Raw genomic sequence first — 17,066 nt, 5'->3', positions numbered from 1 at the left:
CCGGCCAGGGCGCCGGAACAGGCCATCCTGTAGCATATGCCCATGAGCGAACAGCAGCCCAAGACCACCCATTTCGGTTTCCGCGACGTCCCGGTCGACGACAAGCAGAAGCTTGTCGGCCGCGTCTTCACCTCGGTGGCCGGCAGCTACGACCTGATGAACGACCTGATGTCGTTCGGCGTGCACCGCCTGTGGAAGCGCCACTTCGTGGCCATCAGCGGCGTGCGCAAGGGCGACCGCGTGCTGGACCTGGCCGGCGGCACCGGCGACATCGCCGCGCTGCTCAAGCCGGTGGTCGGCGCCGAGGGCGAAGTGGTGGTGGGCGATATCAACGCCGCCATGCTCACGGTCGGCCGCGACCGCCTCACCGACCGCGGCCTGGTCGGCGGCCTGCGCTGGACCCAGCTCAACGCCGAATGCCTGCCGTTCCCGGACAACAGCTTCGACGCCGTGACCATGGCCTTCGGCCTGCGCAACGTCACCGACAAGGACAAGGCCTTGGCCGATATCTGCCGCGTGCTCAAGCCCGGCGGCCGCGCGCTGGTGCTGGAGTTCTCCAAGGTGCAGAGCGAGCTGTTCGGCAAGCTGTACGACTTCCACTCGTTCAAGGTCCTGCCGAAGCTGGGCCAGCTGTTTGCGGGCGACGCCGACAGCTACCAGTACCTGGCCGAATCCATCCGCAAGCATCCGGACCAGCAGACGCTCAAGGGCATGATGGAGCGCGCGGGCTTCGGCAAGGTCGAGGTGCGCAACCTCACCAACGGGATCGTGGCGATCCACAAGGCCTACAAGCTGTAAGTCCCCCGCGGGCGGTCAGGCGACGCCGGCCGCCATGCTCTTGCGCTGGCGCTTGTCCGCATACATGGCCGCATCGGCCTGCGCGATCAGGGCTTCGGCATCGTGCGCATCGCGCGTGGCGACGATCATGCCGATGCTGGGGCCGGCGTAGTCGATCGTGGCGCCGGCCAGTCCGAAATGCCCTGACGTGGCGATCTGCAGGCGCGTGCGCATCGACGTCGCGTGGACATCGGCATCGCCGTCGTGCGGCGTATGCGACAGCACCACGAACTCATCGCCGCCCAGGCGCGCCACGAAATCCCCGGCGCGCAGCGCACTCTGCAAGCGCCCGCCGATCGCGGCGAGGAACTGGTCGCCGACTTCGTGGCCGTAGTGGTCGTTGATCGCCTTGAACTTGTCGAGGTCGACGAAGGCCACGGCCAATGCGCCGCCTTCCCTTCCCAGTGCGGCGAGGCGCCGGCGCATCTCTTCCATCAGCGCGCGGCGGTTGGGCAGATGAGTCGTGGTGTCGGTCAGGGCGCTGACCGCCAGCGAATCGTTGGCCTGGCGCAGCGCGTGCACCAGGCGCTCGCGCTCGATCTGCTGACCGATCAGGCGCGAGAACATGTACAGGATCTTTTCCGCGCCATCGGCCAGTGGCTTGCGCTCGCCGCTGGCGGCGCAGAGCGTGCCGTACAGCGTGCCGTCCTCGATGCGTACCGGCGTGCTGGTGTAGGTGGCGATGCCCAGCGCCATTGCGGCTTCGGAATCGGCCCAGCAGTTGGCCACGTCGTCGGTGTAAAGCCGGCCTTCCTCCAATGCGCGCTTGCACAAGGTGCCTTCCCAGGGCACTTCCAGGCCCTCGGGAATCTGCAGGCGCAAGGTATTGCGCGCGTACACCACGTGCTGCACGCCCGCGGCGGTGTCGATCCGCGTGAGGTAGGTGGACTCCAGGCCGGTCACGGCCTGCAGCAGTTCCAGCAGCGGACGGACCAGTTCCTCCAGCGTTTGCGCGCCGGTGACGGAATCCGCGAGCACACTGACGAAATCGATGGATGCGTAGCTCATGGGGAGCGGCGATAACTTGCGACGACGACTCTCATCGCATCTGCTTCTGTCACAAAGGGAAGGAGGCCACGGACGACCATAAAACTCGCCGCCGTGTCTTGCAACGGCAGCGAGCGCGAACGGATTCACATCAGCGGCAGCTCGCCCCGGACAAAAAGCGCTTACGGATTTGCCGCGGCAGGCGAAGCGCCGCGCAACTCGCGCCGCATCGCGAACAGCGCCGCCATCCACAGCCCCACGCAAGCCATGAACACCGCAAACGCATTGCCCATCGGCTGCGGCATGCACATGCCCAGGATCGAGGTGAACACCAGCGCCGCGCCCAGCACGTAGAACTGCCAGAACGGAATGCCATAGGCCATCGGCAGGAAGTGCAGGCCGGCGACCAGCGCGATCGCTGCGAGCTTCAGTTCCGGATGGCCGAGGTTATTGGCCACGTTGATCGCGATCAGGATGCCGACGCCTTCGCCGATGGTGGCCCACTGCACCACCTTTTCGGCACGCTGCGTGAGCTGGCGAACCTGACCCTCCTTGGAAATGGCCTGGTGCACGCTGCGCGCATACACCGCGAACGCCACGAACACAGCCACCGGTATCGCCAGATACGGGCTGCGCGCGCTATCGAGCTGGACGATGCCGGCGATGGCGAACACCGTGCCCCAGAAACTCATGATCATCGCGCCCCAAAATCCCATGCCGCTTTCCCCTTCCTGGTGGTTGTCGATCGAACGATGGCCGCCATCGGCTGCGCGAAACCGGCGTGGCTCGCGCAGTGGCGGTGGATCTGAAGATTTCCCCTTGGCTCTCCGGCCCTGCCAGCGATAGCGCTACAGCCGGGTGGAGACATGCAACTTCACCATGCGCCGTGACGGCCTACAAGAGAAGCCTGGTGCCTTGCGCGAAGCATTCGCTTCAGGCCGTCCGCCGCATCGGTGATGGTGCGTATCTCATCATGCCGGCACGAAGCTCACCAATCGCCGGCGTCATCGCGGCGATATGACAGGCGTCAGGACGCAGGATCGTGCGCGCGGTTTCAGATCGCACCGGGTTCCGGTTCGTAGTCGCCGCCGGCCGGATCGGCCAGCCACGCGTATCCCGCCTTGGCCAGTGCATCGGCAATGAACGCCTCGCCTTGCTGCGTATCGAGTTCGACGGTCTGGATAAGCGACCAGTCGTCGCGCTGGAACGGCGGCTGGTAAAGCAGATAGACCACGGCATGCGGTGCCTGGATCGATGGCCAGCTCAAGCCGTGATGCTCGAAACCCGCTGCCTGCACCTGTTCGTAGACGGCCAGCGCCGCCGCGTGGGTGTCGCGATGGTCGGCGGTGCTGATCAGCTCGCGCCAGCGCGCCTCGCGCCACGAGTTCTCATCTGGCACCACGATGCGCCGGTCCGGCAGCCCAAGCGGAATGATGTCCAGCGGACGGCGCAGCTCCACCAGCGCCAGGCGCTGCCCCTTCAGCGTGTGCCGCGGGAGATAGACCTGGCGCTTCGGATAGATGCTCGCATTGCGCAGCAGCGCCTCGAACAGCGCGCCCGCCGACGTCGTCGCCGCGTAGAACATGCCCAGCGCCGGGGCCCTGGCCACCAGCGCCGGTTGAATGGCCATGCGCGCGGTGGAGCGCGGATTCGCGCTCAGCGGATCGACCGGACTGCCATCCTGCAGCCGCGCGGGATGCACGCGAGCGTAGATCGTCGCGGGCATCGCGTCGAAAGCGATCCGCTCGAGCAGTGCGTCCTCACCATGCGTCATGCGTGTCCGCCTCCGTCATGGCGCGGGCGGCCTCGATCACCGCGGCCGGCTCGGTGGCGAAGACGTCCGCCGGCGCACGCGCCGCGCCATTCGCGCCGGCGAGCGCCAGCGTCGGGCCGTGCAGCCAGAAGGCGCGCCGCCAGCCGCCCTTGTCCGTTTCGGGCGTGAAGTCCGGATTCTGCGACAAGGCCAACATCAGCTCCTTGACGAGGGGCCGGATGGCGCCGGTCTCGTCGAACTGGAAGGCCGGGTGGCGGAAGGTGCGCTCGTTGGCGGACCAGACGCCGAACAGCTCGCCGCGGTCGCGCCGGTCCTTCGCCCACTGGCCCTTGTTGCCGGCCTTGCTGCCATGGCTCTCGCCGACCTCGGCCGAGGTCGGCCAGCCCAGGCCGAGCAGTTCATCGCGCAGTGCGGCCGAAGCCTGCGCCGGTGTCCGCGCCGGTGCAGCGATCACGACGGGCCCGATGTCGACTTCGGTGGCTATCGCCGCACGGAAGCTTCGGCTGAAACCTTCGAACAGCGAATCCAGCGTGGCGCCGGGGTCGTACTGCTCGATCTCGAACAGCACGCCGGATGACGAGCCGGCCTGATCCGCGCGCTTCAGCATGCGGCTCGCCCGCTCCGCGAGCTCCGTGGCGCGCACCTCCTGCACGGCATGGTCCGCGAACAGCTCGAAGTAGCGGACGGCCTGCGGGCTCTTGTCCTGGCGAAGCCTGGGCAACGTGCGTGCAGGCGCCAGCTGATCGAACGCGCCCATGCGGCGGGTCGCTTCCAGCAGCTTTCTGGCCAGGCTCTCCAGCTCGGCGATCTCGGTCCTGGTCAGCCAGTCGGCATCGCTGTCGGGACGGAACACGCGGAGCACGCCCTTGTAGCCAAGCTTGGCGATGCCGGCCGACGCGACACCCGGAGAGCGGATGAAAGAAGTCAGCGGCCGGCTACCGAAACGAACGTCGCCGTCAGCGGGAATTTCCATGATCGCCACGTGGCCATGGATGCTCATGTCGCCTCTCCTTCCAGCCACGGGGTACATGGCCGCATAGGCATGGTGCCCCATCTTATCCTCCTTATCAAGCTTATCCTGCATGAATCCCTCGATGCCCATCTTAGGGCGGCCGGGGATGGTGAGGAACCGCGAACGCTCCTAAATATCGATAAAATTCATTGAGATAGATCGCGCCGATTCGTGCACCTCTGAGCCATGGCGGCGCGAAGCCCCGCTTCGCTAGACAACGCCCTCGCTCTCCCGCAGCATCCCGGCCGATCCAGGGGAACCGCATCGCATGAGCAACAACACCTCGCAGCTCGAACGCCTCACTTTCTTTTCCGACGCCGTCTTCGCCATCGCCATCACCCTGCTGATCATCGAGGTGCACGTGCCGCACGTCAGTGCCATCGACGATGCGTCGTACTGGCAGGCGCTGGGCGAACTGCGCGGGAGCCTGCTGGGTTTCATGCTGAGCTTTCTGGTGATCGGCGCCTTGTGGATGTCGCATCACCGCGTATTCGGCTTGCTGCACGATTACAGCCCCAGGCTGATGTGGCCGAACCTGCTGTTGCTCATGTCCGTGGCCTTCATGCCGTTCGCCACTGCATTGATGAGCTCCAACCCGCGGGCGCGCGTGCCGGAGCTGGTCTATTCCGGCACCTTGCTGCTGGCCGGCCTGTTGCAGAACCGGCTTTTCAACATGGCGCTGCAGGCGCCGTACGTCCGCGCCGATGCGCCGGCCGAGGAAGTCGAAGCCGCGCGCTGGCGCTCCTGGGGCCTGCCGACGACCGCCGCCCTGTCGCTGATCGCCGCGTGGTTCGCACCGGGCTGGAACAATTTCCTGCTGCTCGGGATTCCTGTCATGGTGCGGCTGTATGCTGCCGCTGGCCGGCGCCGCGCACTGCGCCAAGAGGCGGTGGCCGGCGCCTGATCGTTTCCGGAGCCGGCATGTCCACACGTTTTCGCCTGTTCGCCGCCGCGGCCGCCGCGCTGGGGTGGTTCGCGCTGATCCTGCAGTGGCTGTTGTCGATCCAGTTGACGATGGCGAACGGACAGGGCGCGCTGGCCGGCACGTGGATCTACTTCGGCTTCTACACGATCCTGACCAATATCCTGGTGGCGCTGGCCTTCACCGCCGGCGCGCTCGGACCGCGCGGAACGTTCACCCGCTTCTTCCATCGCCCCGGCACCTGCACGGCGGTGGCGATGAGCATCGTGGTGGTGAGCGCGGTCTACAACGTGATGCTGCGGCAGCTGTGGCATCCGCAGGGTTGGCAGCTGTTCGCCGACGCCACGCTGCACGACGCCATGCCGCTGGCCTTCCTTGCGTATTGGTGGTTCGCGGTGCCGAAGGCCTCGCTGGCCTGGCGGCAGATCGTCACGTGGCAGGGTTATCCGGTCGCCTATTTCGCCTATGCATTGGCACGTGGCGCCATCAACGGCTGGTATCCCTACCCGTTCCTCGACGTGACCCGCCTGGGCTACGGGCAAGTCGTCGTGAATGCGCTGCTGGTGCTGCTGTTCTTCATCGCCGTGGCGCTGCTGTTGGTGGCATTGGCTCGCTGGCAGGCACGCCGCACGGCACAGACGGCCACCCAGCCCGCCTGACGCTTCCGTCACGCGCTTGCGGCAGAATGCGCGCACGCGCCAACCACCCCGGACCGCCATGCGCATCCTGTCGATCGGTTTCGCCCTACTGCTCGTTACCGCGCCCGCGCTCGCCCAGGACGGTGATGCGGCGGCTTTTTTCGTCAAGCTCTACGCGGAAAAGTGCATGAAGCACTACAGCAAGCCCGACACGCTGAAGGCGGAATTCGAGGCCGCCAAGACGCCGGAACTGCCCGCCTCCACCGCAGGGTTCTTCCTCGGCGGCATGCCTGGCAAGGCCTGGCCGCAACGCGGACCGGGCCAGGGGCGTTTTGTGGTGTCGCTGCGTGATGACGGCATCTGTGCGGTGTTCGCGCAGCACGCGGACGACGTGGCCGTGGAAAAGGGCTTCAGGAATCTGGTATCGACGAGCCCGCCGCCACTCACCGCCGCCGCGGACAAGGACGAACACGAGATGTCGCCAACCGGTCCGATCCACACGCTGAGCTATACGTGGTCGCGCCCCGGCGACAGCAGCGAGTTGCTGTTCACTCTGACTACGGCCGTCTCGCCGGATGCCCCGGTGCAGGCCATGGCCTCGCTTGGGCTCACCAGGAAATAAGCGAATCAACTACGGGTTCGAAGGTCTTCCAGCCACTCGCCGGCGAGATGGGTGTGGTCTTCGTGATCGGTATCGCGCCATGGCTCGCGCAGCGCTTCTTCGTACCAGCGGCGGCAGGAAGGCAGCGCGCGCAAACGTTCCGCATAAGCGGCTGTTGCTGCGGACACCGGCAGGTCGTAGGTCTGGATGCGATATGCCACCGGCGCGTAGAACGCATCGACAGCGCTGAAGCGCGCACCGGCAAGGAACGGCCCGCCGAAACGCTGCAACCCTTCCGCCCATAGCTCATCCAGCCGCGCCAGATCCGCCTTCAGCGCGTCCGGCTGATGGAACAGCCGCACACGGATACCGCAGCTCATCGAGGCGTTCTCGCGCAGCGCGCCGAAACCGGCATGCATCTCCGCCGCCCCACAGCGCGCCCAGGCGCGCGCGGCGGGATCCTCCGGCCACACGCCCGGATGCCGCTCGGCCAGGTATTCGGCGATGCCCATCGAATCCCACAGCACCGTGTCGTCATCGTGCAGGCATGGCACCTTGCCGTTCGGCGCGAAGCGGCGGAAGTTCGCCCAGTTATGGTTGCCTTCGAAGCGCACCAGCTGCTCCTCGAAAGGAATACCCAGCTCGTGCAGCAGCACCCAGGGGCGCATCGACCAGGACGAGTAGTTCTTGTTGGCGATGTAGAGGGTGTACATGCCGGCCTCTCCCCATGCGGCGTGGGCTTGAGCGCCAAGCCTAAGCCGGAAGGCTGGGGAATGGCAGCTGCAAGGGTCGGAAAGCGCCTACATGCCGCGCAGCAACTCTCGGCACGCACTTTCGGAATCGTTCGATTTCCCCTCTGGCGAAAAACAACAAAAATGTTGTAACTTGATCCAGACACGGCGGGCAAGCCGATGAAGTACAGCGAGTTCATTCGCTGGCTCAAAGCCAAGGGAGTGCTGTTCGAACGCCAGCGGGGCAGCCACGTCTTCGTAAGGCATGGCGGAAAATCATCCGTCGTCCCTGATCACGGCGCCAAGGAGATTCCGGAGCCGCTGCGAAGGAAAATCCTGAAAGACCTTGGCCTTTGATCTGCCGGCGAGTACGGGAGCCAGTCATGCAATACCCGATCAAACTCAAGCTCGCGGACGGCGCTTATGTCGCCTCATGCCGCGATCTCCCGGCGTTCAACAGTGTCGGCGATACTCAAGCCGAGGCATTGCGCGAATCCGTGGATGCCCTGGCGCTTGCGCTGCAGGGATATATCGACGATCGCCGTCCGATCCCGCAGCCCTCGGAGAAAAAAAGGGGCGAGCACTGGGTAGCTCTTCCCGCGCTGGACGTCGCGAAAATCGGTCTTTACGAAGCCATGCGCGCCAAAGGCATGCGCAAGTCCGACCTCACTCGCCTTCTCCACGTACATGCCCCTCAGGTAGACCGCCTGCTGAGCCTTGCCCATCAATCCAAACTCGAACAGGTCGAGGACGCGCTGGCGTGCCTGGGCTATCGAGTGGATGTGCTCGTGACGCCGATGGACAGCCGCCGGATGGCCTAAGGGCTCTGAGTCAGATCGGTCCGATCATCGGCCGCCAACTCAGGTATCGAGGATCACCAAGGTGCCATGGCTCCCCGCCGCCACCGCATGCGGCACGCCCGCCGGCACCACGTACAGCTCGCCGGCGCCGACGCGCACGACGGCGCCATCGATCTCCAGCAGCATCTGCCCGTCGAGCACCAGCAGGCCTTCCGGATAGTCGTGGCATTCGTCCGGATACGCCGACGCGTCCATCCGCAGCACTTTCAGATGGGCGCCGCCGAAGCGCGCCAGCACCTGCGACGTCCATGCCTGCGGCAGGCTGGCGGCGGCTTCGGCCAGGGCGATCCGTGTCATGCGCGCCTCAGCACTGCTTGGCCGGCGTGGCCGCGATCGACGCGGTGGACGCCGGCGCTGCGGGGCGCTTGCGCGCATTGGCCAGGATCACGCCGCCGACGGTGATCGCACCGCCCACCACGGTGAGCAGTGCCGGGCGCTCGCCCAGCCAGACCCAGCCGATCAGCACCGCGATCGGCGGCGAGAAGTAGATGAAGCTGCTCACCTGCGAAGCGGAAGCGCGTTGCAGCGCCGCGTTCCACGCGATATAGCCGATGAAGGTGGGCGCGATGCCCAGCCACAGCAGCGAGCCGATATGCGCCATCGGCGCATGCGCCAGCGCGTGCGGCAGGCCCAGGCCCAGCGGCAGCGCGGCCAGCGCGCCGGCGAAGAAAGTGAAGCCGGTGACGCCGAGCATGCTGTTGCGCGCGAACAGCGGCTTCTGGCCCACGAACAGCACCGCCGAACAGACCACGCTGACCAGCACCAGCGCCGCCATCGGCTCGAACTTCACGCCCTTGCCGCTGGCCAGCACCACCACCACCACGCCGACCAGGGCTATCCCCAAGCCGGTGAGCGTGCGCGCCGACAGCCGCTCGCGCAGCCATACCGCGGACAGCGCCGCCGTGGCGGCCGGGATCAGCGAGATGATGATCGCCGCCGTACCGCTGGCGACGCGGGTTTCGGCGGTGTTGAGGCAGAAGTGGTAGGCCGTCAGGCCCAGCACGCCGAGCGCCGCCAGCTGCGGCCAGTCCTTGCGGGCCGGCAGCGGCACGCGCTTGAACAGCAGCAACACGGCGAAGCACAGCGCGCCGATGCCTAGGCGCGCGAAAGCCACTTCGCCCGGGGTGAACGAGCCCAGCGCGTGGGCGATCGCGGCATAGGCCGAGGACCAGGTAAGCAGGGCGATGCCGATATAGGTCAGGGCGCGCCCGTCGAGGCGTTCCGGGGTGCTCATGGGGATGGTTCCTGGGGCGGAAACAAGGGGAAATCGTAGATCGGCGCCGGCCGCCCCGGAATGATGAATCAGCGTAGGATGGGCATGTTTCGCCAACGATCGAACCATTCCATGAACGCTCTTACCTTCGAATCGAAACCCACCTGGGACACCAAGGATTGGCAGATCCTGGAAGCCCTGCAGCAGGACGCCCGCCTGGGCTACGCCGAGCTGGGCCGCAAGGTGCGGCTCTCCGCGCCGGCCGTGGCCGAGCGGGTCAAGCGCCTGGAGGAAGCCGGCGTGATCACCGGCTATCGCGCCCAGGTCGATCCGCGCCGGCTCGGCTACGACATGGAGGCGATGATCCGCCTGCGCTGCGACGGCGGCACCTGCGCACGCGTCGGCGCCCTGGTCGCCGGCATCCCCGAGGTACTCGACTGCCGCCGCCTGGCCGGCGAGGACTCCGCGCTGCTGCGCGTGGTGGCGATGTCGGTGCCGCACCTGGAAAACGTGCTGGACCGGTTGCTGAAGATCCATCCGAGCATCAACACCACCACCCTGGTAGTGCTGCAGACCTCCCATGCCAACCGGCCGATCACGCAGGCCATGCGCAACGCGGCCAACGCCACGCTGGGTTGAATGCCCGGCGATCGCGCGGGTTATGCTCGCGCGGTTGCCAAGGAGCCAAGCGCATGCGCGAGCTGTATCCCCAGATCGAGCCGTACAAGACCCAGCGCATCGCGGTGGACGGCCTGCACACCTTGTTCGTGGAGGAATGCGGCAACCCCGACGGCTTGCCGGTGATCTTCCTGCACGGCGGCCCGGGCGCCGGCGTGTCGCCGTATCACCGCCGCTTCTTCGATCCGCGGCGCTACCGCATCGTGCTGTTCGACCAGCGCGGCGCCGGCCGCTCCACGCCGTTCGCGGAGCTGCGCGACAACACCACCTGGCACCTGGTGGCCGACATCGAAACCATCCGCGAGGCGCTGGGCATCGAGCGCTGGGTGGTGTTCGGCGGCTCCTGGGGTTCGACGCTGGCGCTGGCCTATGCGCAGGCGCATCCGGAACGCGCGCTGGGCCTGGTGCTGCGCGGCATCTGGCTGGTGCGCGACGAGGAAATCCGCTGGTTCAACGAACTGGGCGGCGGCGCGGCCTTCGTGCGTCCGGTGGAGTGGAACCGCTATCTCGCCCACATCCCCGAAGCCGAACGCGGCGACATGGTGGAAGCGTACTGGCGCCGCCTGGACGACGCCGATCCGCAGGTGCGCCTCAGCGCCGCGCTGGCCTGGGATGCCTGGGAAAGCAGCTGCATCGCGCTGGCCGACACGCCCTACGATCCGGCCGACGCGGGCACACAGGAATCGGCGATCAGCAAGGCGCGCGCCGAAGTGCATTACTTCCGCCACCGCGCGTTCCTGGAGCCGGGGCAATTGCTGCGCGACGTGGACAAGATCCGCCGCATTCCGTCGACCATCGTGCATGGCCGCTACGACCTGATCTGCCCGGTGAAGAACGCATACGACCTGGCCGAAGCATGGCCGGAGGCGGATTTCCACGTGGTGACCGCGGGGCATGCGGCGTATGAGACGGAGATCGTGGATGTGCTGGTGCGAGCTACCGACGGATTGGCGGATCGGTACGCTGCGTAAGCGCATCGAAGCGAGAGGGGCTTGTTCGTATCTCAAATGAGATACAAAATGGACCTACCCGGTCCCTCAAAGCTAATCCCATGGCTCACACTTCGATGCTCCACGTCCGCGTTGATGACGAACTCAAGGCCATCGCCACGGAGAAGCTCGCCGACATCGGGCTCACCGTTTCCGACGCCGTACGCATCCTGCTGACTCGTATCGTCAAGGAAGGTGGCCTCCCGGCTGCCCTAACAGTCGACTCGAATGCCTATGACGCATGGTTCCGCGCCAAGGTGCACGAAGCTCTCGAAGACAAGCGACCACCCTCGTCGCACCAGCAAGTCATGGATGATGCTCAAGCGCTGATCGAGAGGAAAAGGCGTGCCCGACGTTGAATGGCGACAGACAGCGCGAGCCGATTTGCTCGCCATCATTGACTACATCTCCGACGACAACCCAGATGCCGCGCAACGGCTCAAGGATGATATCGAGACCCGGGTAGCCGGGCTCCCTGCGCAACCGAGGCTCTATCGCACGGGCCGTGTGCCAGGCACGCGAGAGATGGTCGTACACCCGAACTACGTTGTGGTTTATGCGGAGCTCGGCAAAGTCATCGCGATCCTTCGCGTCTTGCATGCTGCGCAACAATGGCCGCCGGCTGGCTTGCCATGACGTCAGCACGCCTGGGTTGATACGCGCTAAGGCAAGCCAACGTAGCTCCGCTTGAAATTCACCGCCTGCGCCATCCCCGGCACCCTCCACTCGCCCAGCACGGTGAGCTGCTTGCCGTCCGGCGCGAGCTGCCAGCGTTGTTCGAGCTGAGAGCCGTCGGCGTACTGAATCGACACACGCAGGCCGCCGGCTTCGCGGAAGCCGGCGACCATCGCGTTGCCGGACAGCGATTGGCGGCGTTGCCCATCGAGGCGTACGTCCATGTTCTGGCCGTTGGCGAAACGGACCTGCACCGATTGCGCGTCCTGCTGCACCAGCAGCACGTTGTCCTGTTCGAGCGTGGGCGGCAGCGCGTAGTCGCCGCGGAAATCCTGGGCCTTGTCGTCCTTGCTGCTGTCGCTGGAAGCGCTCTTGCCGCCGCGGCCGCCATGGCCGCCACCCATATGGCCGCCTCCGCCCATGCCGCCGCCCCCCATACCTCCACCGCCCATGCCGCGCCCCATGCCACCACCACGGCGGCCACCGCCGCTGCGCGCGCCTTGCGCCGGCGCGCCGCTCGACGAAGCCGCCGCGGGCGCGGCCGTGGCACGGGCCGCTTCGCGCAGCAGGCCTTGCACGGTGTCGGGGGTATCGCTGTTGCGGTCATCGAGGCGCCAGGCGCCGGCGTAGCTGGCGGTCTGCGTCTGGTCGGCATGCAGGTCGCTGGCAATCAGCGCGACCGCGCCGAGAATCGTGAGCTGCAAAAGCAGCAAGAGAAAGCCGTGGCGGCGGCGAAAGCTCCGGGCCATACATGCAACCGTCAGTCACCCCTGGATGGGCATACGGATGGATGACGCGCGAATCGGGCTGCGGTTGACATGGCGCTGACACATCGCAAGAAACGGAGGGGCCGGACTTCGCGTTCGCGCCATAGTGCGCGCAACCCAAACGTGGAATGCCCCGATGCTCACCCTGTACGACTACCTGCCCTCGCAGAACGGCTGGAAAGTGCGCCAGCTGCTGCAGCATCTAGACCTGCCCTATCGCACCGTGCCGGTGAGCATCTTCGAAGGCGAAGGCCGCCAGCCCGACTTCCTGCGCATCAACCCCACCGGCACCGTGCCGGCGCTGCAGCTGGACGACGGCCGCAGCCTGGCCGAGTCGAACGCCATCCTCGCCTACCTCGCCGAAGGCACGCCCTATCTGCCAGGCGACGCCTATGGCCGCGCCAAGGTGCTGCAGTGGCTCAACTTCGAGCAGGAACGGGTGGAGTCGGTGATCGGCTCGCTGCGCTACTGGACGCTGACGGGGCAGCTGGCCAAGCGTGGGCCGGCTCTGGTGGCCTTGAAGCGCGAAGCCGGGCTGCGCGCACTGGCCATCCTCGATGCCGAGCTGGCCGCCCGCCCCTTCATCACGGGCGAGCGCTACACCATCGCCGATATCTCGCTCTTCGCGTATACCAGGCTGGCAGGCGATGCGGGATTCGAGCTCCAGCCTTATGCGCATCTGCGCGCATGGATGGCGCGCGTGGAAGCGCAGCCCGCGCACCTGAGCGAGCGGTTCCCGTACACGGTCGATCCGCACGCACCGGCTTGAGCGCAAGCCGCCCTCCCTCCGTCGACCCGTGGGCAGAAGGATCTCAAGGCGCGGGTCTGTACGAGGCTGCTGCCCCGGTTTATACCCGGCGTCTCTCAGTACCCCCGGTACGGGCCGCCCCGCCGAGGCAATGGCATACTCGGCGCTCCCGTTGACCGGAGCATCCCATGCGCCTTCTTAGCGCCCTTGCCATCGGCGCCTTCAGCCTGCCGCTGGCCGCCTACGCCGCCGATCCTCATTCCTACGCCCAGCCCGACCAGGTGCGCGTCACCCACCTGGACCTGGACCTGAAGATCGACTTCCCGCACAAGCAGCTCGACGGCGTGGCCACGCTGAAGCTGGACTGGAAAGACGCCAAGGCGCAGGCGCTGGTGCTGGATACGCGTGACCTGAAGATCGCCAAGGTGGAAGCGGTGGATGCCGCCGGCAAGGCCAGCGCGCTGAAGTACGCGCTGGCGCCGGCCGACAAGCAGCTCGGCAGCAAGCTCACCATCCAGGCGCCGCAGCATCCGGCGCAAGTGCGCATCGCCTACGTCACCGCGCCCACCGCCTCGGGCCTGCAGTGGCTGACGCCGGAGCAGACGGCCGACAAGAAAGCGCCCTTCATGTTCTCGCAGTCCGAGTCCATCCACGCGCGCTCGTGGGTGCCGCTGCAGGATTCGCCGGCGATCCGCTTCACCTACAGCGCGCATGTCAGCGCGCCGAAGAACGTGCGCGTGGCAATGAGCGCGCTCAACGACGCCAGGCACGCGCTGGACGGCGATTTCCGCTTCGACCAGCCGCATCCGATCCCGTCCTACCTGCTGGCCGTCGCCGCCGGCGATATCGACGTGAAGGAAACCGGCCCGCGCTCGGCCGTGTATGCCGAACCCAGCGTGGTCGGCAAGGCCGCGAAGGAATTCGAGGACACCGAAAAACTGATCAAGGCCACCGAGCAGCTCTACGGCCCCTACGCGTGGGGCCGCTACGACCTGCTGGTGCTGCCGCCGTCCTTCCCGTTCGGCGGCATGGAAAACCCGAACATGACCTTCGCCACGCCGACCGTGCTGGTGGGCGACAAGAGCCTGGTCTCGCTGGTCTCGCATGAGCTGGCGCATTCCTGGTCGGGCAACCTGGTGACCAGCGCCGCGTGGCGCGACATCTGGCTCAACGAAGGTTTCACCACCTACGTGCAGGGCCGCATCACCGAAGCGGTGTACGGCAAGACGCTGGCCGACGAGGAAGCGCTGCTGTCCGCGCGCGACCTGCAGAAGCATATCGGCGAGATGCCGGAGAACTCGCAGAAGCTGGCGCCGGAACCGCACGGCGTCGACGCGGACGACACGCTGTCCGACGTGGCCTACACCAAGGGTTCGTGGTTCCTGCGCACGCTGGAACAGCGCTTCGGCCGCAGCACCTTCGATGCGTACCTCAAGGGCTATTTCGCCCACTTCGCGTTCCAGAGCATCGACACCGAACAGATGCTGGAGTACCTGAAAGCCAATCTGTTCGACAAGAACCCGGGCAAGATGGACTGGGCCGAAGTGAAGGAGTGGGTGTACGAGCCGGGCATTCCGAAGAACGCGCCGCTGCCCGTTTCGCCGCGCTTCGACGCGATCGACAAGGAACGCGCCGGCTTCCTCGCCGGCTCGCTGGCGGCCGACAAGCTCGACGCCAAGGGCTGGAACACGCAGGAATGGATGTACTTCCTCGACGGCCTGCCGGACGTCGCGCCGCTGGACAAGCTGCAGCAGCTCGATGCCGCCTGGCATCTCACCGGCACGCCGAACGCCGAGATCGGCATGCGCTGGTACAGCCACGCCATCGCCGCAGGCGACAAGGCCGTGTGGAGCGCCGCCGCCGAGCACATGACGCGCATCGGCCGCCTGTACCTGACCACGCCGCTGTACCGCGCCTTCGTCAAGACGCCCGAAGGCCTGGCCTATGCCGAGCAGGTGTATGCGAAGGCCAAGTCCGGCTATCACCCGATGACCCAGGACGCCGTCCAGCGGATCATCGACAAGGCCAGGCACCCGGCGGCGAAGAAGCCGGCCAAGTGATCGACGCCGCACGGCGCGCCGGGCTTGATCGGCGCGCCGTGCGACCCGACATGCTCTCCTTTCTCCTGCGCGGATCGTCACGATGACCAAGTCCACCCTTCCCGCCGCCGGCCAGGGCAGCCAGCGCCCCTTGTGGCAGCGGCTGCTGATCCGCCGCCTGAAATTCCTCGCCATCGTGGCGCTCGTGCTGGGCCTGGGCCTGGGCGGCTGCTATCTGTTCGCGCCGCAATGGCTGCTGCGCGCGGAAGTGGCGCGCAAGGCGATGGCCGCGCACGTGGAAACACACTCGGTGCAGGTGGGCGACACCAAGTGGGTCTATTACGAAGGCGGCAAGGGTCCGACCCTGCTGCTGCTGCACGGCTTCGGCGCCGACAAGAACGTGTGGCTGGAACAGCTGCGCCTGCTCACCCCGAATTTCCATGTGATCGCGCCGGACCTGCCGGGCTGGGGCGATTCCACCCGCGTCGACGGCGCCAGCTACAACATCGACGCGCAAGCCGCGCGCCTGCAGGGCTTCGTCGCGGCGCTGCGGCTGCAGCAGGTGATCCTGGTCGGCCATTCGATGGGCGGCGCCATCGCCGGCACCTACGCGGCCGATCATCCGGAGCACGTGGCCGCGCTGGCGCTGATCGACGCGTTCGGCCTGAAGACCAAGGAGAACGAGTTCGAGCGCCAGTCGCTGGCCGGCAAGAACCTGTTCAACTACGACGACCGCGCCGGCTTCGAACGCGCCACCTTGCTGGCGTTCGAGAAGATGCCCAGCATCCCCGGCCGCTTCGTCGACGTGCTGATCGAGAAGAATCAGCGCGAGCGTCCCTTTGTCGACCGCACCTTCCACGAGCTGCTCGATCCTTCGCAGTACCTGTCGGTGCAGAACCGCCTGGACCGCCTGACCATGCCGGTGCTGGGGCTGTGGTGCCACGACGACAAGATCATCGACATCTCCGGGCTCGACAGCCTGCGCAACGGCCTGACGCATTCCAGCGCGATCAGCTCCTCGGTGCTCAGCGGCTGCAATCACATGCCGGTGCTGGAGAAGCCGGAGGAGACCGCGCGGATCCTCGGCGCCTTTGCCGTGCAGCACATGCCGCTGGGCGGCTGATGTTCAACGAAGGGAGTCCGGCATGCTGATCGAAGGACGCTGCCACTGCGGCAATATCGCGTTCGTGCTGGACTGGCAGCCCGACCCCGAGAGCATCCCTGCGCGCGCGTGCACCTGCACTTTCTGCACGCGCCATGGCGGCGTGTGGACCTCGAACCCCGATGGCAAATTGCAGGTGCGCGTGGCCGATCCCGCGCGCGTCTCGCGCTACGCCTTCGGTACCGAAACCGCCGCGTTCCAGATCTGCATGACTTGCGGCGTACCGACGGTGGTCACCAGCCGCATCGACGGGCGGCTGTATGCAGTGGTCAACGTCAACTGCTTCGAGAACGTCGACCCGGCGCTGCTCAAGCACAGTTCCGGCTCGCTGGACGGCGAAAGCGTCGGCGACCGCCTGGCGCGCCGCCAGCGCAACTGGATCGGCCAGGTGGATTTCCCCGCGGCCGACGGCTGAATTTAAAACTTTCTTTAG

Annotated in this window: 22 protein-coding genes; 14 read left to right on the top strand and 8 right to left on the bottom strand. The window is 66.5% G+C overall.

Features of this window, described 5'->3' with window-relative positions; translation table 11 throughout:
• Positions 1-42: 42 nt before the first annotated feature.
• Positions 43-798, top strand: coding sequence for a bifunctional demethylmenaquinone methyltransferase/2-methoxy-6-polyprenyl-1,4-benzoquinol methylase UbiE (gene ubiE / locus KK141_RS13870; RefSeq protein ID WP_214569947.1), 756 nt, complete (start codon positions 43-45; stop codon positions 796-798).
• A 15-nt stretch (positions 799-813) separates the two neighbouring features.
• On the opposite strand, the gene KK141_RS13865 is transcribed toward ubiE, so the two are convergent.
• From KK141_RS13865 to KK141_RS13850, 4 genes are all read right to left on the bottom strand, one after another.
• Complete coding sequence (locus tag KK141_RS13865; RefSeq protein WP_214569948.1) at positions 814-1,845, bottom strand: sensor domain-containing diguanylate cyclase; 1,032 nt, start codon at positions 1,843-1,845, stop codon at positions 814-816.
• Positions 1,846-2,006: 161 nt separating this feature from the next.
• Entirely contained in the window at positions 2,007-2,540 is a 534-nt protein-coding gene (locus KK141_RS13860; RefSeq protein WP_214569949.1) for a hypothetical protein, read from the bottom strand.
• Between the two features lie 338 nt (positions 2,541-2,878).
• Positions 2,879-3,598 carry an RES domain-containing protein gene (locus tag KK141_RS13855; protein WP_214569950.1) on the bottom strand — a complete coding sequence of 240 codons (720 nt, stop codon included), beginning with the start codon at positions 3,596-3,598 and terminating at the stop codon, positions 2,879-2,881.
• Positions 3,585-4,682 carry a hypothetical protein gene (locus KK141_RS13850; protein ID WP_214569951.1) on the bottom strand — a complete coding sequence of 366 codons (1,098 nt, stop codon included), beginning with the start codon at positions 4,680-4,682 and terminating at the stop codon, positions 3,585-3,587. Before KK141_RS13850 ends, KK141_RS13855 begins: the two co-directional genes overlap by 14 nt.
• A gap of 196 nt (positions 4,683-4,878) precedes the next feature.
• On the opposite strand from KK141_RS13850, the gene KK141_RS13845 reads away from it, so the two are divergent.
• The 3 genes from KK141_RS13845 to KK141_RS13835 are packed head-to-tail and all read left to right on the top strand — an operon-like array spanning position 4,879 to position 6,792.
• Positions 4,879-5,514, top strand: a complete 636-nt coding sequence (locus tag KK141_RS13845) for a TMEM175 family protein (RefSeq protein WP_214569952.1) — start codon at positions 4,879-4,881, stop codon at positions 5,512-5,514.
• A gap of 17 nt (positions 5,515-5,531) precedes the next feature.
• Positions 5,532-6,191, top strand: coding sequence for a Pr6Pr family membrane protein (locus KK141_RS13840; protein WP_214569953.1), 660 nt, complete (start codon positions 5,532-5,534; stop codon positions 6,189-6,191).
• 58 nt (positions 6,192-6,249) lie between these two features.
• Positions 6,250-6,792 (top strand): hypothetical protein, encoded by a 543-nt coding sequence (locus tag KK141_RS13835; RefSeq protein ID WP_214569954.1) that lies wholly within the window; start codon positions 6,250-6,252, stop codon positions 6,790-6,792.
• Positions 6,793-6,797: 5 nt separating this feature from the next.
• On the opposite strand, the gene KK141_RS13830 is transcribed toward KK141_RS13835, so the two are convergent.
• The gene (locus tag KK141_RS13830; RefSeq protein ID WP_214569955.1) at positions 6,798-7,484 is read right to left on the bottom strand and encodes a glutathione S-transferase family protein; all 687 of its coding nucleotides are present in this window, start codon (positions 7,482-7,484) and stop codon (positions 6,798-6,800) included.
• A gap of 198 nt (positions 7,485-7,682) precedes the next feature.
• Between KK141_RS13830 and KK141_RS13825 the strand changes: the two genes are divergently transcribed.
• Both KK141_RS13825 and KK141_RS13820 read left to right on the top strand, forming a co-directional pair.
• Positions 7,683-7,859 (top strand): type II toxin-antitoxin system HicA family toxin, encoded by a 177-nt coding sequence (locus KK141_RS13825; protein WP_214569956.1) that lies wholly within the window; start codon positions 7,683-7,685, stop codon positions 7,857-7,859.
• A gap of 26 nt (positions 7,860-7,885) precedes the next feature.
• Positions 7,886-8,323 carry a type II toxin-antitoxin system HicB family antitoxin gene (locus tag KK141_RS13820; RefSeq protein ID WP_214569957.1) on the top strand — a complete coding sequence of 146 codons (438 nt, stop codon included), beginning with the start codon at positions 7,886-7,888 and terminating at the stop codon, positions 8,321-8,323.
• A gap of 39 nt (positions 8,324-8,362) precedes the next feature.
• On the opposite strand, the gene KK141_RS13815 is transcribed toward KK141_RS13820, so the two are convergent.
• Both KK141_RS13815 and KK141_RS13810 read right to left on the bottom strand, forming a co-directional pair.
• Positions 8,363-8,659, bottom strand: coding sequence for a cupin domain-containing protein (locus KK141_RS13815; protein ID WP_214569958.1), 297 nt, complete (start codon positions 8,657-8,659; stop codon positions 8,363-8,365).
• A gap of 7 nt (positions 8,660-8,666) precedes the next feature.
• A complete protein-coding gene (locus KK141_RS13810) occupies positions 8,667-9,596 on the bottom strand; it encodes a DMT family transporter (protein WP_214569959.1) in 930 nt (309 codons plus the stop codon).
• A gap of 111 nt (positions 9,597-9,707) precedes the next feature.
• Between KK141_RS13810 and KK141_RS13805 the strand changes: the two genes are divergently transcribed.
• The 4 genes from KK141_RS13805 to KK141_RS13790 all read left to right on the top strand — a co-directional run bounded on the left by KK141_RS13805 (position 9,708) and on the right by KK141_RS13790 (position 11,878).
• The gene (locus KK141_RS13805; RefSeq protein ID WP_214569960.1) at positions 9,708-10,214 is read left to right on the top strand and encodes an Lrp/AsnC family transcriptional regulator; all 507 of its coding nucleotides are present in this window, start codon (positions 9,708-9,710) and stop codon (positions 10,212-10,214) included.
• A gap of 53 nt (positions 10,215-10,267) precedes the next feature.
• Positions 10,268-11,224: a prolyl aminopeptidase gene (pip, locus tag KK141_RS13800; RefSeq protein WP_214569961.1), complete on the top strand. Its 957-nt coding sequence runs from the start codon at positions 10,268-10,270 to the stop codon at positions 11,222-11,224.
• Positions 11,225-11,304: 80 nt separating this feature from the next.
• Complete coding sequence (locus KK141_RS13795; RefSeq protein ID WP_168648911.1) at positions 11,305-11,601, top strand: type II toxin-antitoxin system RelB/DinJ family antitoxin; 297 nt, start codon at positions 11,305-11,307, stop codon at positions 11,599-11,601.
• Complete coding sequence (locus tag KK141_RS13790) at positions 11,588-11,878, top strand: type II toxin-antitoxin system RelE/ParE family toxin (protein WP_168648912.1); 291 nt, start codon at positions 11,588-11,590, stop codon at positions 11,876-11,878. Before KK141_RS13795 ends, KK141_RS13790 begins: the two co-directional genes overlap by 14 nt.
• Before the next feature lie 26 nt (positions 11,879-11,904).
• Here KK141_RS13790 and KK141_RS13785 read toward each other — a convergent pair whose 3' ends face one another.
• On the bottom strand, positions 11,905-12,666 hold the full coding sequence (locus KK141_RS13785) for a hypothetical protein (protein WP_214569962.1): 762 nt from the start codon (positions 12,664-12,666) through the stop codon (positions 11,905-11,907).
• A gap of 154 nt (positions 12,667-12,820) precedes the next feature.
• On the opposite strand from KK141_RS13785, the gene KK141_RS13780 reads away from it, so the two are divergent.
• The 4 genes from KK141_RS13780 (at position 12,821) to KK141_RS13765 (ending at position 17,048) form a co-directional block, all read left to right on the top strand.
• Positions 12,821-13,453, top strand: coding sequence for a glutathione S-transferase family protein (locus tag KK141_RS13780; protein ID WP_214569963.1), 633 nt, complete (start codon positions 12,821-12,823; stop codon positions 13,451-13,453).
• Positions 13,454-13,620: 167 nt separating this feature from the next.
• Complete coding sequence (locus KK141_RS13775) at positions 13,621-15,492, top strand: M1 family metallopeptidase (RefSeq protein WP_214569964.1); 1,872 nt, start codon at positions 13,621-13,623, stop codon at positions 15,490-15,492.
• 82 nt (positions 15,493-15,574) lie between these two features.
• On the top strand, positions 15,575-16,594 hold the full coding sequence (locus tag KK141_RS13770; protein ID WP_250901748.1) for an alpha/beta fold hydrolase: 1,020 nt from the start codon (positions 15,575-15,577) through the stop codon (positions 16,592-16,594).
• Between the two features lie 22 nt (positions 16,595-16,616).
• On the top strand, positions 16,617-17,048 hold the full coding sequence (locus tag KK141_RS13765) for a hypothetical protein (RefSeq protein WP_214569965.1): 432 nt from the start codon (positions 16,617-16,619) through the stop codon (positions 17,046-17,048).
• The last annotated feature ends 18 nt before the right edge of the window (positions 17,049-17,066 follow it).

The sequence above is a fragment of the Dyella sp. LX-66 genome, assembly GCF_018599165.1.
Lineage (GTDB): Bacteria > Pseudomonadota > Gammaproteobacteria > Xanthomonadales > Rhodanobacteraceae > Dyella_D > Dyella_D marensis.
Note: the sequence above shows the minus strand (reverse complement) of the source record. Positions and strands in the feature narration are given on the sequence as shown.

Excerpts from the sequence above, each read along its gene's own strand:
- pip (WP_214569961.1), top strand. The coding sequence starts at position 10,268 with ATGCGCGAGCTGTATCCCCAGATCGAGCCGTACAAGACCCAGCGCATC.
- KK141_RS13850 (WP_214569951.1), bottom strand. The coding sequence starts at position 4,682 with ATGCAGGATAAGCTTGATAAGGAGGATAAGATGGGGCACCATGCCTAT.
- KK141_RS13830 (WP_214569955.1), bottom strand. The coding sequence starts at position 7,484 with ATGTACACCCTCTACATCGCCAACAAGAACTACTCGTCCTGGTCGATG.
- KK141_RS13765 (WP_214569965.1), top strand. The coding sequence starts at position 16,617 with ATGCTGATCGAAGGACGCTGCCACTGCGGCAATATCGCGTTCGTGCTG.
- KK141_RS13805 (WP_214569960.1), top strand. The coding sequence starts at position 9,708 with ATGAACGCTCTTACCTTCGAATCGAAACCCACCTGGGACACCAAGGAT.
- KK141_RS13795 (WP_168648911.1), top strand. The coding sequence starts at position 11,305 with ATGGCTCACACTTCGATGCTCCACGTCCGCGTTGATGACGAACTCAAG.
- KK141_RS13865 (WP_214569948.1), bottom strand. The coding sequence starts at position 1,845 with ATGAGCTACGCATCCATCGATTTCGTCAGTGTGCTCGCGGATTCCGTC.
- KK141_RS13840 (WP_214569953.1), top strand. The coding sequence starts at position 5,532 with ATGTCCACACGTTTTCGCCTGTTCGCCGCCGCGGCCGCCGCGCTGGGG.
- KK141_RS13820 (WP_214569957.1), top strand. The coding sequence starts at position 7,886 with ATGCAATACCCGATCAAACTCAAGCTCGCGGACGGCGCTTATGTCGCC.
- KK141_RS13775 (WP_214569964.1), top strand. The coding sequence starts at position 13,621 with ATGCGCCTTCTTAGCGCCCTTGCCATCGGCGCCTTCAGCCTGCCGCTG.
- KK141_RS13785 (WP_214569962.1), bottom strand. The coding sequence starts at position 12,666 with ATGGCCCGGAGCTTTCGCCGCCGCCACGGCTTTCTCTTGCTGCTTTTG.
- KK141_RS13860 (WP_214569949.1), bottom strand. The coding sequence starts at position 2,540 with ATGGGATTTTGGGGCGCGATGATCATGAGTTTCTGGGGCACGGTGTTC.
- KK141_RS13825 (WP_214569956.1), top strand. The coding sequence starts at position 7,683 with ATGAAGTACAGCGAGTTCATTCGCTGGCTCAAAGCCAAGGGAGTGCTG.
- KK141_RS13780 (WP_214569963.1), top strand. The coding sequence starts at position 12,821 with ATGCTCACCCTGTACGACTACCTGCCCTCGCAGAACGGCTGGAAAGTG.
- KK141_RS13810 (WP_214569959.1), bottom strand. The coding sequence starts at position 9,596 with ATGAGCACCCCGGAACGCCTCGACGGGCGCGCCCTGACCTATATCGGC.
- KK141_RS13835 (WP_214569954.1), top strand. The coding sequence starts at position 6,250 with ATGCGCATCCTGTCGATCGGTTTCGCCCTACTGCTCGTTACCGCGCCC.
- KK141_RS13815 (WP_214569958.1), bottom strand. The coding sequence starts at position 8,659 with ATGACACGGATCGCCCTGGCCGAAGCCGCCGCCAGCCTGCCGCAGGCA.
- KK141_RS13855 (WP_214569950.1), bottom strand. The coding sequence starts at position 3,598 with ATGACGCATGGTGAGGACGCACTGCTCGAGCGGATCGCTTTCGACGCG.
- KK141_RS13770 (WP_250901748.1), top strand. The coding sequence starts at position 15,575 with ATGACCAAGTCCACCCTTCCCGCCGCCGGCCAGGGCAGCCAGCGCCCC.
- ubiE (WP_214569947.1), top strand. The coding sequence starts at position 43 with ATGAGCGAACAGCAGCCCAAGACCACCCATTTCGGTTTCCGCGACGTC.
- KK141_RS13845 (WP_214569952.1), top strand. The coding sequence starts at position 4,879 with ATGAGCAACAACACCTCGCAGCTCGAACGCCTCACTTTCTTTTCCGAC.